This is a genomic window from Planococcus kocurii (assembly GCF_001465835.2).
Taxonomy (GTDB): Bacteria; Bacillota; Bacilli; order Bacillales_A; family Planococcaceae; genus Planococcus; species Planococcus kocurii.
The window spans coordinates 1,516,019-1,530,708 of record NZ_CP013661.2 but is presented as its reverse complement, the minus strand read 5'-3'; the positions used below and the strand labels follow the sequence as shown (position 1 = coordinate 1,530,708).

The 14,690-nt window shown below is 42.4% G+C and carries 14 protein-coding genes; 8 read left to right on the top strand and 6 right to left on the bottom strand.

The annotated features are described in order from the left end of the window. The first annotated feature begins 32 nt into the window (after positions 1-32). Both AUO94_RS07520 and AUO94_RS07515 read left to right on the top strand, forming a co-directional pair. A complete protein-coding gene (locus AUO94_RS07520) occupies positions 33-791 on the top strand; it encodes an amino acid ABC transporter ATP-binding protein (RefSeq protein WP_058386643.1) in 759 nt (252 codons plus the stop codon). A 63-nt stretch (positions 792-854) separates the two neighbouring features. Next, positions 855-1,481, top strand: coding sequence for an NUDIX hydrolase (locus AUO94_RS07515; RefSeq protein ID WP_058386642.1), 627 nt, complete (start codon positions 855-857; stop codon positions 1,479-1,481). A 172-nt stretch (positions 1,482-1,653) separates the two neighbouring features. Here AUO94_RS07515 and AUO94_RS07510 read toward each other — a convergent pair whose 3' ends face one another. Then, positions 1,654-2,010, bottom strand: coding sequence for a DUF3899 domain-containing protein (locus AUO94_RS07510; protein ID WP_058386641.1), 357 nt, complete (start codon positions 2,008-2,010; stop codon positions 1,654-1,656). Between the two features lie 135 nt (positions 2,011-2,145). Here AUO94_RS07510 and AUO94_RS07505 point away from each other — a divergent pair, with 135 nt between their 5' ends. The 4 genes from AUO94_RS07505 (at position 2,146) to AUO94_RS07490 (ending at position 6,989) form a co-directional block, all read left to right on the top strand. Next, a complete protein-coding gene (locus AUO94_RS07505) occupies positions 2,146-3,786 on the top strand; it encodes a peptide ABC transporter substrate-binding protein (RefSeq protein WP_058386640.1) in 1,641 nt (546 codons plus the stop codon). Between the two features lie 173 nt (positions 3,787-3,959). Beyond that, positions 3,960-4,889, top strand: coding sequence for an ABC transporter permease (locus AUO94_RS07500; protein WP_058386639.1), 930 nt, complete (start codon positions 3,960-3,962; stop codon positions 4,887-4,889). Then, a complete protein-coding gene (gene opp3C, locus AUO94_RS07495; RefSeq protein ID WP_058386638.1) occupies positions 4,886-5,944 on the top strand; it encodes an oligopeptide ABC transporter permease in 1,059 nt (352 codons plus the stop codon). Before AUO94_RS07500 ends, opp3C begins: the two co-directional genes overlap by 4 nt. Before the next feature lie 13 nt (positions 5,945-5,957). Beyond that, positions 5,958-6,989, top strand: a complete 1,032-nt coding sequence (locus AUO94_RS07490) for an ABC transporter ATP-binding protein (protein ID WP_058386637.1) — start codon at positions 5,958-5,960, stop codon at positions 6,987-6,989. A 50-nt stretch (positions 6,990-7,039) separates the two neighbouring features. On the opposite strand, the gene AUO94_RS07485 is transcribed toward AUO94_RS07490, so the two are convergent. From AUO94_RS07485 to AUO94_RS07465, 5 genes are all read right to left on the bottom strand, one after another. Continuing rightward, entirely contained in the window at positions 7,040-8,245 is a 1,206-nt protein-coding gene (locus AUO94_RS07485) for an NRAMP family divalent metal transporter (RefSeq protein ID WP_058386636.1), read from the bottom strand. A 22-nt stretch (positions 8,246-8,267) separates the two neighbouring features. Next, the gene (locus AUO94_RS07480; protein WP_058386635.1) at positions 8,268-9,038 is read right to left on the bottom strand and encodes a LamB/YcsF family protein; all 771 of its coding nucleotides are present in this window, start codon (positions 9,036-9,038) and stop codon (positions 8,268-8,270) included. Then, on the bottom strand, positions 9,035-10,015 hold the full coding sequence (locus AUO94_RS07475; protein ID WP_058386634.1) for a 5-oxoprolinase subunit C family protein: 981 nt from the start codon (positions 10,013-10,015) through the stop codon (positions 9,035-9,037). The genes AUO94_RS07480 and AUO94_RS07475 overlap by 4 nt, the downstream gene beginning before the upstream one ends. Then, a complete protein-coding gene (gene pxpB / locus AUO94_RS07470; RefSeq protein ID WP_058386633.1) occupies positions 9,999-10,697 on the bottom strand; it encodes a 5-oxoprolinase subunit PxpB in 699 nt (232 codons plus the stop codon). The genes AUO94_RS07475 and pxpB overlap by 17 nt, the downstream gene beginning before the upstream one ends. 232 nt (positions 10,698-10,929) lie before the next feature. Then, positions 10,930-11,778: a transporter substrate-binding domain-containing protein gene (locus AUO94_RS07465; RefSeq protein WP_058386632.1), complete on the bottom strand. Its 849-nt coding sequence runs from the start codon at positions 11,776-11,778 to the stop codon at positions 10,930-10,932. Positions 11,779-12,155: 377 nt separating this feature from the next. Here AUO94_RS07465 and AUO94_RS07460 point away from each other — a divergent pair, with 377 nt between their 5' ends. After that, positions 12,156-13,067 (top strand): ABC transporter ATP-binding protein, encoded by a 912-nt coding sequence (locus tag AUO94_RS07460; protein WP_058386631.1) that lies wholly within the window; start codon positions 12,156-12,158, stop codon positions 13,065-13,067. Further along, positions 13,067-14,671 carry an ABC transporter permease gene (locus tag AUO94_RS07455; protein ID WP_058386630.1) on the top strand — a complete coding sequence of 535 codons (1,605 nt, stop codon included), beginning with the start codon at positions 13,067-13,069 and terminating at the stop codon, positions 14,669-14,671. The genes AUO94_RS07460 and AUO94_RS07455 overlap by 1 nt, the downstream gene beginning before the upstream one ends. Positions 14,672-14,690: the final 19 nt, after the last annotated feature.

Sequence of the window (14,690 nt, the reverse complement as noted above, 5' to 3'; positions counted from 1 at the left end):
GGAAGACTGGATAAAAGGAGATTGATCGGCATATGATAAAAGTTACTGGACTGGTCAAAAAATTTGGAGCTAACGAAGTGCTCAAAGGAATCGATTTAACCATTGATAAAAGCGAAGTGGTCGTCATTATGGGACCCAGTGGATCAGGGAAATCGACTTTGTTGCGGTGCTTGAATTTTTTAGAAGAGCCAACAGAAGGGCTTATTCAAGTTGGCGAATACAAAGTAAACGCGGGAGGCAAAATTGATCGTCACCGCAAAAAAGTAATTAGGGAATTGCGTAAGAAAACAGGCTTTGTTTTTCAATCGTTTAATCTGTTTCCTCATAAAACAGCGATTGAAAATATTATGGAAGGTCCGATTGCTATACATGGCAAAAGTCCTGAAGAAGCCAAAGCGATTGCTATTGAACTGCTTGCCAAAGTCGGGTTAGCTGATCGGGCTGATCACTACCCAGCACAATTGTCAGGTGGACAGCAACAGCGTGTAGCGATTGCTCGCTCTCTTGCGTTAGATCCTTTAGTGATGCTTTTCGATGAACCAACTTCAGCACTCGATCCGGAACTCGTACGTGAAGTGCTATTGGTTATTAAAAGTTTGGCAGAAGAAGGCATGACCTTGGTCATCGTGACGCACGAAATGAATTTTGCAAAAGAAGTTGCCGACCGCGTCGTGTTCATGGATGAAGGGCTGATTATAGAACAAGGTACTTCCAAACAGATTTTTGAAAATCCAAAAGAAGATCGAACCAAACAGTTTCTATCGAAAGTGGAAGCGATTGTCGCAGACTAAACAAACCCGGCCCGATAGATGGCCGGGTTTGTTATTGTACAATGAAGAAAAGGGAGTATGAAAATGGAAAATGAAAAAATACGTATTTACGATGAGAATGGAATTGCGCAAGGAGTTGCTACACGCCAGACTGTGCATGAAAAAGGGTGTTGGCATGAAACTTTTCACTGCTGGGTAGTAGGTCGTGAGAATAATAAAGATATCATTTACTTGCAGTTGCGTAGTAAAGATAAGAAAGACTTTCCAGGATTATTCGATATTACGGCAGCGGGTCATTTAATGGCGGACGAAGCAGTTCGAGACGGCGTTCGAGAAGTTCAGGAAGAGCTTGGACTCCAAGTCGATTTTGCAGAACTAACCTCTCTTGGAATGATTAAAGATCAAATAAACCTGCTGAACTTTACCGACAATGAGCGCTGTCACTGCTTTTTGTACCGGAAGCAAGACAACAATGACGATGCGTTTGAGTTGCAGACAGAAGAAGTTTCTGGCATAGCGAAAGTGGAATTTGAAGAACTGGCTGAATTAGTTATGGGTAAGAAGGAAGAAGTAGAGGTCGAAGGATTTGTCCCAGTTGCGGGTGAAAGTAGCAGATTTAAGAAGCAGATTGGCTTAAAAGATTTAGTTCCGCACAGTCAGGATTATTTGAAGAAGGTTATAAAGCAGATAGGTCTAGCATTAAAAAAATAGTTCCCAACAAAATTTTTGTGCCGTAAAATGGAGCTGTCTCATAGGCTTCTAAAATAAGACAGGCGGAGAAAAAGAAGTTCTTTTTCTCCGTCTGTTTTATTGAATCGTTGCCGATAATGTTGAACTCTCCGATACGACCGGACACGCTTTCTCCATCGATTTTGCATGGAGATTAAAAGAAGGAAACCAACAGACTGCCAATACAAAAAAACAAACCAATTTGCAAAAAAGATTTTCGGTTCGGGAATTCTCTGCGATAAGTGAGAGGAATGAGAGAGCGTTTTTCACTTTCTTGAATCACCTGATCTTTTTTATTTGTTTTTGCAAAAAAGTTTCGAGTACTCGTTAAGAAAGCTGTGAAAAACTGACCTTCGATTAAAATCATCATCGAATAGATCATAATTAATAGCAGTCCAACCAAGAACAAAGCATTGGCCCAGTTAATAAGAGACCAACTTTTATACAGAAAAAAAGATAACAGCATTGATGTGCTCAATGACGTTAGCAATAAAATAGCTTTGAAATTCATAGGTATTGATCCTTTCTTTTCATATCTAAACATTACCACGTAATTTATATTTTTGAAAATTTAAACATCTTGTTGCCTATTTATGCAATAACAATTATGATTAAATAGAATTATCAAAAAAATGGGGGTAGGAAAATGGGGAGAACGAGAAATACGCAAATTTTCATGATTCTGATTGCATTTGTTTTATTCTTATCGGGGTGCAATTTCAATTCTTCGGAAAGTTCGAAAGAAGAAAATGCAACAGAAGGAGAAGCTAAACAAGTACTTAATATTTCGACCACAGCAGACATTCCTACCTTAGATTCTACAAAAGCACACGATGGAATCGCCTTTACTGTATTGAATAACGTTAACGAGGGTCTTTACCGTCAAGATGAAAACAATGAACCAATTGAAGCGTTAGTAACAGACCACACAGAGAACGAGGATCAAAGCGTTCATACGTTTACTTTGCGCGATTCTAATTGGAGTAACGGTGATCCGGTTACCGCTCAAGATTTTGAATATGCTTGGAAACGCGTTATGAAAGATGCAAGCCCGTATAACTTCATGTTCGTAACAGCTGGAATCAAAAATGCTGAAGCCATCATGAATGAAGAAATGGATGCGGAAGAATTAGGAGTTAAAGCAATTGATGAGAAAACATTGGAAGTTACATTAGAAGCAGCGAACCCGTTGTTCCAGTCACTAATGACGTTCCCAACATTCTTGCCGCAAAATCAAAAATTTGTTGAAGAGCAAGGCGATCAATATGCACTAGAAGCAGAAAATATCCTTTTCAATGGACCATTCACATTAGTTGACTGGACGCATGAACAAGGGTGGAAATACGAAAAGAACGCAGACTACTGGGACGCAGACACGGTTAAACTTGACGCAGTCAACGCTTATGTTGTCAAAGACCCAGCAGCAGGGATTAACTTATACGAAACGAACAAAGTGGATCGCATTGTCTTGAGTTCAGAGGCAGTTGATCAAAACAAAGACGACGCGAACTTTGACACAATTTTAGAGCCGGAAATTATTTTCCTTCGCTTTAATCATAATCATCCAGTACTCGGCAATAAAAACATTCGTCAGGCAGTAAATATGGCGATTGATAAAGCGAGCTTAACAGATGTTATTTTGAAAAACGGTTCTACTGCATTAAATGGCGTGGTTCCAAAAGGCTTTTTCAAGTCACCATCGGGTGAAGATTTCCGTGACTTGAATGGAGATTTCAATACAGGAACAGTAGAAGAAGCTCAGAAGCTTTGGACAAAAGGGTTAGAAGAAACAGGAGCAACAGAAGTAGCCATCTCGATTAACATTGCCGATTCAGAAGACCATAAAAAAGTAGCTGAGTACATTCAAGCCCAGTTGGAAGACAATCTTCCAGGACTTAAATTGGATATCAAAGCAGTGCCATTCGCTCAGCGTTTGGAAATCGAAAAAGCCATTGAATACGATTTGTCTCTATCTTCATGGGGCCCAGATTATAGCGATCCGATGACTTACTTGGATATGTGGTTAGAAGGTGGATCGGCTAACCGTATGGATTATTCAAATCCTGAATTGGAAAAACTAGTAGCAGCAGCAAGAACGGAAACGGACCTTGAAAAACGTTACCAAATGCTATTAGATACTGAGAAAATTCTATTAGAAGAAGACGCGGCGATCGTACCACTTTATCAAGAAGGTGCTGCTGTCTTAATGAGAAGCAAAATCAAAAATCTATTGGTGCATCCAACGGGAGCTTCATTCTCTTATAAATGGGTGACGATCGAAGAATAAAACAGGTTTGCAGCTTATAGATACGAGGGTGTAGCCGATTAACGGGACATCCTCGTATTTTTAATGGCTCTAAGATGGCTCAGCATTTCGGCGTTATTACAGCCTTTGCCACTTCGCCAGAGCTACACGGGTGCTTGCGCTTTTCTTTCACATTATAGAACTGAGGTGTTCTTATGAAACGTTATTTATTGCAGCGGATTGGCTTTATGCTTCTTACGTTGTTCATTATTGTGACAGCGACTTTTTTCTTGATGCAGCTGTTACCCGGTACACCGTTTACTAATCCGGAAAAGTTAACGGATAGCCAATTAGCGATTTTAAATGCCAAGTATGGATTGGATCAACCTGTCGCCATTCAATACATACAGTATATTGGAAACTTACTTCAAGGTGATTTGGGTTATTCGTTCCAACACGAAGGACGAACGGTGACGAGTATGATCAGCGATCGGATTGGTCCATCGGCATTTATTGGCTTACAAGCATTAATTTTTGGTGCAATTGTTGGACTGGTTCTCGGAATCGTTTCAGCCTTAAAACATAATTCTATTTTGGATTATGGTTCCGTGACCTTGGCTGTATTGGGGATGTCGATACCGTCATTCGTTTTTGCGGCGTTGCTGCAGTATTATGTTGGTGTGAAATTGGAGTGGCTACCGGTTGCCTTGTGGGAAGGATATTCCAGTACACTGTTACCGTCGATTGCTTTATCGGTAACGGTTACTGCAACTGTCGCTCGGTTTATCCGCAGTGAAATGCTGGAAGTTATCGGTCAGGATTACATTATTACTGCCAGAGCGAAAGGCTTGAAAGAACAACAAGTTATTGTCAAGCACGTTATCCGCAACGCGCTGATTCCGGTTGTGACGATGCTTGGACCACTTGCCGTATCGATTATGACAGGTACCTTGGTTATTGAAAAAATATTCGCTGTACCGGGACTTGGTGAGCAGTTTACGTTATCGATTTTGGTATTGGATTATAGCGTCATTATGGGAATCACTATTTTCTACAGTGCGCTGTTTATTTTTGTGGTCTTTGTGGTCGATATTATTTATAGTTTCTTAGATCCACGCATCAATTATAAGGGGGATTCAGCATGACAAAAAAACCTTCGAAAATCCCCTCACATCAAGATTTGCAGGTGCAAAACCAGTATGCTTATGATGAAATTCCGTCAGACTTATTTGTTAAAGCACCACTGGATCAACGAAAAAGTGAAGAAATTGGTACACCGTCAGTATCTTTTTGGAAAGAAGCTTTTCAGCGTCTTATTAAAAACAAAGGTGCAATGATTTCATTGATCATGCTTGTATTACTAATTGTTTTAGCGCTAATCGGACCTGGAATGAATGACTTTTCCTATCGCGAACAAAACTTAGTGCATTCCAATATGCCGCCGAAAGTGCAAGGCTTGGAATGGCTTGGATTTAACGGTCAGAATTCCCAAGGTGTCGATCAATATGCCGAACGTGATGTCCAGATTAATTATTGGTTTGGAACAGATGAATTTGGTCGAGATTTGTGGACACGCGTTTGGAAAGGGACACAAATCTCGCTGTTTATAGCATTGGTGGCAGCCTTTTTGGATTTAGTGATTGGCGTCATTTATGGCGGTATTTCTTCTTTTTACGGAGGACGCATTGATAATGTGATGCAGCGCATTATCGAAATTCTCATGGGGATTCCAAACTTGATTGTCATCATTCTCTTTATCTTGGTGCTAGAACCGGGCATTACCTCTATTATTTTGGCGATGGTCATTACTGGCTGGGTTGGAATGGCACGTGTGGTTCGTGGCCAAGTGCTGCAATTAAAAGGGCAGGAATTTGTTTTGGCTTCGCGAACACTGGGTGCTTCAAATCCGCGTTTGATCTCAAAGCATTTGTTGCCGAACGTGATGGGTCCAATTATTGTTACCGTGATGTTCACCATTCCAACTGCTATTTTCTTTGAAGCATTCTTAAGCTTTATCGGTCTTGGCTTGCAGGCACCACTGGCGTCGCTTGGTGTATTGATTGAAGACGGCTATAAATCGATGCGTTATTTTCCTTATAAATTGATTTTCCCGGCGTTAGTGATCAGCATTATTATGATTTCTTTCAATCTGCTTGGTGATGGACTGCGTGATGCATTAGATCCGAAAATGAGAAAGTAGGGGAGGGCCCATCATGAGCAATACTATTTTGACGGTTGATAATTTACATGTAGCGTTTAAAACCCAAACCGGTAAACTGACAGCTGTACGAGGTGTAAACTTCGAGTTGAAAAAAGGGGAAACATTAGCGATTGTGGGAGAATCGGGTTCGGGGAAATCCGTAACCGCCAAATCGATTATGCAGTTATTGCCAACAGCTACTACCGAAGTGACAAAAGGCGACATTGTTTATAATGGTGAAAGTTTGTTGAAGATGTCGAAAAGCCAAATTACCAATTTGCGTGGCTCGGAAATTTCGATGGTCTTTCAAGATCCCATGACTTCACTAAACCCAACGATGAAAGTCGGTAAACAAATTATGGAAGGTGTTCAGCGTCATGAGCGACTAACAAAAGCTCGTGCCCGTGAACGTGCGCTGGATATGCTAAAGCTAGTTGGAATTCCGCAAGCGGAAAAACGGCTGGATAATTACCCGCATCAGTTTTCTGGAGGAATGAGGCAGCGTGTGGTCATTGCGCTGGCACTTGCCTGTAATCCGAAAGTATTGATCGCGGATGAACCGACAACTGCGCTCGATGTAACAATTCAAGCACAAATTCTTGAATTGATGAAAGATCTGCAAAAGAAAACGGATACGGCCATTATTTTAATCACACATGACTTGGGTGTAGTCGCCAATATGGCAGATCGCGTAGCTGTTATGTATGGCGGCAAAATCGTTGAGCAAGGGACGGTGGATGAAATTTTCTACAATTCGCAGCATCCGTATACGCTCGGACTGTTGCAATCCATGCCGAAGTTAACTGAAGATCGTGAGCAGCCGTTACTGCCGATTGCCGGGTCGCCACCTAATCTGGCAACACTAGGAGAAGGCTGTGCGTTTGCGGCAAGGTGCCCGCATACAATGACGGTATGCCATACGTATACACCGCAAGATACGGTATCTGAAACAGGGCATTCTGTGGCTTGCTGGCTTCAGGACTCACGGGTTACCACATCATCTGATCGCTCTGAATTTGTAGAAGCAGGACATTCTTCATCTTAAATGCAAAAAACCAGTAAAGCCGAAGTTGGCCTTACTGGTTTTTTTATATTTTATTTGAACAAGGCGGGAATACCGTTCATTAAGGTGTAAACACCCATCCAAGACATGGCTACCACAATGATGAGTCCAAAAATGGTCATCCATAAAGGATGTTTATAGTCACCAACGATTTTGACTTTATGCGCAGCAATTAGCATAACGCCGAGTGCAATGGGTAAAATCAATCCATTTACAGACCCGACAAGAACCAATATGACTACAGGCTTACCAATAATGACGAAAACAAGTGTAGAAATAAGGATAAAGCTGATGGTTAATGCACGATGATATTTTTCAAGAAGTGGACTGAATGTCCGAATAAATGATACCGAAGTGTAAGCTGCTCCTACAACGGAAGTGACAGCTGCAGCCCACATCACAATTCCAAACATTTTATAGCCGACATTCCCCGCTGCTAACTGGAAAACCGAAGCGGGTGGATTAGACGGATCCAATGAAAGTCCTTGAGAAACAACACCGAGAACTGCTAGAAACAGAATGATGCGCATAAGTGAGGCAATAGCAATGGCGTAAATTGAGCTTCTCGTTACTTCGGGCAATGCTTCTTTACCAGTCAATCCTGCGTCCACTAAACGATGTCCACCGGCGAAAGTGATGTATCCACCAACTGTTCCACCGACCAACGTAACAATCGCAAAGATATCAATCGTATCTGGAATAAATGTTTTCGTAATGGCTTCACCGATCGGCGGTTGTGCAGTGATCATCACATAAACGGTTAACCCGATCATAACAAAGCCGAGGACTTGCGCGAAGCGGTCCATTGCTCGTCCGGCTTCTTTTACGACAAAAATACCGATGGCGAGCACACCACTTAAAATGGCGCCGGTTTTCGGATCGATTCCAAATAACACGTTTGTGCCGAGTCCAGCTCCACCGATGTTCCCAATATTAAAGGCCAGTCCACCCATCACTACTAGTAAAGCCAGAAAATAGCCAAGGCCCGGTAAGACGTCATTGGCGATATCTTGAGCGCGTTTTCCAGACACGGCAATGATGCGCCAAATATTCGTTTGTGCACCAATATCAATAATGATGGAAATTAAAATAACAAATCCGAAAGAAGCCAATAAGGTTTCGGTGAAAACGGTTGTTTGTGTTAGAAAGCCAGGTCCAATCGCGGAAGTGGCCATTAGGAAAGCCGCACCAAGCAAAACGCTACGATTCGTATTCTTCATCTTCTTTACATTATTCATCAAAATCCCCCCTTAGTTTGTCTTAAACAAAGTCGCCTATTTTCACAATATGAATGTCCGATTCTTTTAAGGATTTTGAAATCTGAAGGGCAAAAGCAAGTGCGTTGATGCCGTCTCCGTGTATACAAATCGTCTCTGCTTCAAGTGCAACATCGGTCTGTTCAACAGTGGCGACTTTGTTTTCTTTAACCATGCGAACGACTTGATTGATGGCGATTTGTGGATCGGTAATTAAGGCATGGCTCTCAGTTCTTGGTGTTAACGAGCCGTCAATTTGATAAGTTCGGTCTGAAAAGACTTCATTCGCAGTGCGTAAGCCGATTTTTTCTCCTGCTTTAATAATTTCACTGCCCGACAGTCCGAACAGTACCAATTCCGGATCGATTTTATAGACAGCTTCTGCAATCGCTTCAGACAATGACGCGTTTTTGACCGCCATGTTGTAAAGGGCACCGTGCGCTTTGACGTGCTGCAACTGGCCCCCTTCAGCTTTTACAAAGCCGGATAAAGCACCGATTTGGTAAACGACCAAATCGTAAGCTTCTTGAGGAGACAGAGCCATGTTGCGACGTCCAAACCCTACTAAGTCTTGAAGCCCGGGATGAGCCCCCATGCCGACGTTTTTCTCGAGCGCCAGTTTAACGGTTTTTCGCATAGTTGAAGGGTCACCAGCATGAAATCCACAAGCGATGTTTGCTGATGTTACGTAATCAAGTATTTCCTCGTCATTGCCCATCTGGTAAGCGCCAAAACTTTCACCCATGTCGCAGTTTAAATCTACTTTAAAAGTCATGTCCATTCCTCCTGTTTTAATTGAATTGCGGCTTTGACTTGCCGAATGTATTGTTCTTGTTCAACCAAGCGCTGTTGCGCATCTAGTAAAGAGATCTCTTTAAAGCGTAGATGTTGCCCTTGTTTCAACTGGCTAATGAGCGGCAAGTCGACAGAGATAATCTGTCCAATTTTCGGATAGCCGCCCGTTGTTTGACGATCTGCAAGCAGGACAATCGGATTGCCGTCGGCGGGAACTTGTACAGAACCAAAAGCCACCGCCTCTGAAATCAATTCGGTGGGATGCCCCAAAGCTAGACCGGCGCCTTCGAGTCGGTAACCCATGCGGTCGGAATCCGAAGAAACGGTAAATACGTCATTAAAAATTCGCTTTTTACTGTCTTCATTGAATAAATCAAATTGCTTTCCTTTGATCATTCGAAGAACGGGTTCTTCAAAATAACGAGTCGGCGGGACTAGCCAGTCGAACTCATTGTCGCTAGTATGCTGGAATGCTAGGGATTGCTGTTGGGTTATGTTTCCTATCGAAATTTCATCCCCTTTTTTTAAGGCACGTCCACAAAATCCACCAATTCCGGCACGCAGATACGTAGATTTGCTGCCCATTATTTCGGGAACATCAATGCCACCAGCTACTGCTAAATAACTCCGCGCGCCAATTATAGGCTTACCAAACGTTAGGGTACTGCCTTTGTTGATCGGGTGCATTCGCCACATAGTTACCGGGGCACCATCTAGTTGAGGGCTCAAATCTCCGCCGCACAGAGCAATGACCGCATTTTCGGTAAATTCAATGGTTGGCCCCACTAATGTAATTTCGAGGGTCGCTGCTTGTTCCGCGTTACCGACTAATAAATTGGCTAGACGGTGTGCGAAAGGATCCATGACGCCGCTAGCAATCACGCCGTATTTCTGAAAACCGGTCCTTCCTAAGTCTTGAACGGAAGTCTGTAACCCGCTTTTAAGGATTTTCAGCATCTGGCTTTTCCTCCCATGCATCATAGTCTTCTTTGGAAATTTCTTTGAAAACAATTTGGTCACCTGCACGAAGTAAACTCGGAACATCGTTTTCAGGAAGAAAGAGTCGAATCGGCGTTCTGCCAATCAATTGCCACCCACCAGGAGTTTCAATCGGGTAGACGCCCGTTTGCAGACCGGCAATGCCGACTGTCCGTTCCGGAATGCGGAGACGCGGAGAATCGCGTCTCGGAGCTGCAATTTTTTCAGACATGCCACCGATAAAGGGAAAGCCGGGTGCAAAACCAATCATATGTACTGAATAAGTGCCGGAAGTGTGGATATCAATAACTTCACGTGGAGTCAGTTTGTTATGTCGCGCTACAAATTCGAGATCAGGCCCAAACTCGCCGCCATAGCACACGGGAATTTCAATGGTGGTGGTTTTGACTGCCAAATCTTCACCTAGATGTAATAGCAGTCTTTCTAGTTCAATTTTTACTTTATCGTAAAGCGCCAAGATGGGATTATAAAAGACCGTTACGGTTACGAACGCAGGAATAAATTCAATCATCCAATCGGGTTTTTGCTTTTCTAGTAAAGTCGATACTCTCCTAACCGCTTGTTTAGTTTGCTCATTGATTTCATGGCCAAACTCGATGACAATTGCTTGGTCGCCGAGTGGCGAAAAAGAAATATTCACCTAGATCTCCTCGTTTCCTGATTATTCTTACTTGTTCATTCTAGTATAGGGGAGGTTGGACAGTATTTGAACGCTTTTGGACAGTATTTTACAAATTTGGACAGTATTTCGGCTAAACTCGACAGTATTTGTGCTGATTCGGACAGTATATCCATTAATTGGAATAAGTTCATCTTTAATTATAAATAAACAACAAAAAAGAAGCCGCTCAAATGACCGCGACTTCTTGCTTTTATTCGTCAATATTCACTTTTTGGGTAGCATCGGCACCGTTAAAGAATTCAGCAGAGATTTCGGCGATTGTGCCATCTTCTAGCATTTCTTCGATAACGCGATCGACGTTCTCAGCTAGTTCGTCGTTGTCTTTGTTCATGACGACGCCAACTTCGGAAGGGCTGTACTTTAGATCTGGATGGATGACGATATCCAGCTCTGGAAACGCTGCAATGGCTAAAGTTTGCAAGTAATAATCATTTAAAATGACATCTGTTCGTCCAATGGCGACGTCACGTAAATACGTTTCGTTTGTCGCGTTGTCGTAGACGACTTCTTCAGCGCCATATTCGCGTGCAGTTTCCATGTAGACAGAAGTTGAAGCACCGGCTGCTTTTTTGCCTTCCAAATCTTCTAATGTCTTGATTCCTGATAAATCTTCTGAACGGACGATTGCTGTTCCGTACGAATATTTAATCGGTGTAGAGAAGATGAAATTTTCTGCGCGGTCTTCTGTGATTTCAATATCATTTGAAGCCAGATCGACTTGTCCTGTTTGAACAGACGTTAACATTTCATCAAAACCAAGCTCTGTGAATTCAATGTCCAATTCCAAGCGCTCACCAATTTCACGAACCACCTCTACTTCAAAGCCAGTTAATTTGTCTGACCCTTCTTCGCGGTAGGATGTTGGAAACAAGGTACCTGATGTGGCAACTGTTAAGCTACCTTTGTCTTGGATTTCATCCCATGCGGATGCCTTTTCTTCAGAAGCTGTATCGTCATTATTTCCACAAGCTGCAAGCAGCGATAATATGGCTAAACCAGCAACTACGGATACTTTTTTACCGAAAGATGAGTTTTTCAATTACTATTCCTCCTATAATTTTTTAGCAATTAAAACATAGCATTATTGAAGAGTAGTGGCAATGGTCAGATTTTAAAATTAACAGAGTGTCAATCGCAGTTAAATAATCTAGAATCACACACGACAAATAGTTGGAAAAATCAGTTTAATGAGAGGGGGGTTATTGACCGACATGACCGGAAGCTTTAATGTAAACGTAGAACATGCTGCGAAAGAACACGTGAAATTCAAAAATTGTAAAGCTAGGTGATAGGAATAAAACCAATTCTATCAACTGGCTTAGCGGATCAGTTCCATTAAGAATGAATCAGCTGTTACTTTTATGAATATCTCGATATTTTGACTAAATTATTTTACGCAAACTAGGAGGGATATCCATGACCATTTTAAGAACAGTTGACTTGACGAAGAGATTTGGGGATTTTACAGCGCTGGACAAAGTGAATATTCAAGTAGAAAAAGGTGAAGTTTACGGGTTTATCGGACCTAATGGATCAGGTAAGTCTACAACCTTGCGCATTTTGCTTGGCATTTTAAAAGCTACAGAAGGACGAACTGAAATTTTTGGTAAGGATTCGTGGAAAGATGCGGTGGAAATCCACAAGCGTGTCGCTTATGTTCCTGGCGACGTCAATTTATGGCCTAACTTAACAGGAGGAGAAGTTATCGATTTGTTTGTCAAACTGCGCGGAGGTAACAACCTGAATCGCCGACAGGACCTCATCGAAAAATTCGACTTAGATCCAACAAAAAAATGCCGAACGTATTCTAAAGGAAATCGGCAGAAAGTCGCGTTGATTGCAGCGCTGTCATCAGATGTAGATTTGTATATACTAGATGAACCGACTTCTGGTCTTGATCCTTTAATGGAGCGAGTTTTCCAGGAATACATTATCGAAGCGAAAACACAGGGGAAGAGCGTTTTATTGTCCAGTCACATCCTATCTGAAGTCGAAAAGCTTTGTGATAAAGTCGCGATTATTCGTGAAGGAAAAATCATTGAAACGGGCTCGTTAAACGAGCTTCGCCATTTAACAGGTTCGGTTTTGCTAGTGGAAACAAAAGAACGAATTCAAGATTTGGCAGGACTTAAAGGCGTGAGTGGCATTGAGCAGAAAGGAAATGCGTGGTCTTTCCACGTGGACACGCAAGAAATGGAGCATGTAATTCGGTATGTTAGTCAGTTCGGCGTAATTCGCATCGAAAGTTCACCGCCGACTTTGGAGCAACTATTTATGCGTCATTACGAAGGAGCCAGTAAACCGACAGGAGCAGGGGGCGGATTATAATGAAGCGACATCTTTTTGAAGGGACAGCAACGTTAATCCTTTTTATTCTCCGTCGCGATCGTCTGCGTCTACCTATCTGGTTGATATCGTTCGCTGCTGTCTCAGTCATTGTTTCCTTAGCTTTTGTTGGCTTGTATCAAACGGATGCAGAAAGGCAAGCGATGGCTGAAACGATGCGGAATCCTGCCATGACTGCGATGGTGGGACCAGGGTATGGGTTTAATGATTACACAATCGGAGCTATGACTGCTCATGAAATGCTTTTAATGACCGCGATAGTGGTCGGTTTAATGAACATTTTGCTCGTAATTCGTCACACACGCACAGATGAAGAAGATGGTCGCATCGAAATGATTCGCTCTTTGCCAGTAGGCCGACTATCGAATCTGTTGTCTATTTTACTGGTGTTGATCGGAGTCAATGTAGTATTGGCGCTATTGACTGCTGTTTCGTTAACGATGCTAGGTATAGAAAGTATGGGGTTTGAAGCATCGTTAGTATACGGTTCTGCTTTGGGCGCGAGCGGATTAATATTTGCTGGTGTGGCAGCTGTCTGTGCACAGCTATCTTCAAACGCTAGAACGACATTGGGATTGTCTTTTGTTGTTTTGTTGCTAGCCTATATCATTCGCGCTATCGGTGACGTGACAAATGAAACCTTGTCTTGGTTGTCGCCACTCAACTGGATTTTGCGAACAGAAGCTTACGTCAATAATTATTGGTGGCCAATAGGGTTAACCGTGATAGTTGCGTTGCTATTGATGGGATTAGCTCTGTACCTCAATTCAATCAGAGATCTCGGATCAGGCTTTTTGGCTTCACGGACAGGAAAAGAAGGAGCTTCAAAATTACTTCTCAGTTCGTTTGGGCTTGTTTTTCGGCTTCAGCGAACCGGTTTACTTGTATGGGGGCTAGGTTTGCTACTCATCGGCATTTCTTATGGTTCAATTCTCGGTGATTTAGAATCGTTTTTTAATGAAATTGATATTATGCAACAAATGATTGTTCAGACAACGGGCTCTTCTTTGATAGAGCAATTCATTCCAATACTTATGGCGGTTATGGCGATTATAGGAAGCATTCCGGTATTAATGGCCATTCTGAAATTGAAAACAGAAGAAAAGAACGATCGACTCGAGCATATTTTGAGTCGTGCAGTTTCCAGAAACCACATAATGACTAGTTACCTAGCGATGGCCATTTTAACGGCAGTTGTGATGTTGAGTATCGCGCCTGTTAGTATGGGGCTGGTAGGAAATTTGGTAATGGCAGAAAATCTGTCACTCGCCATGTTTTACAGTTCGGCGATGGTTTATTTTCCAGCAGTTCTTGTTATGGTCGGGGTCGCGTCGCTGTTGCTTGGTTGGGCTCCTAAATGGACGAGTGTGGTATGGCTGTATTTACTGTTTTCTTTTATCGTCGTTTACATGGGCAACCTGTTTCGATTTCCAGACTGGGTAGAAAAATTAACGCCTTATGGTCATGTGCCTCAACTTCCGATTGAGGAGATGGACTATTTGACTGCAGCCATACTGATTTTGGTCGCCATTGGTTTCATTGTCATTGGCATGATTGGATTTAATCGGAGGGATATTGGGAAATAACAACGAATTGAAAGCAATA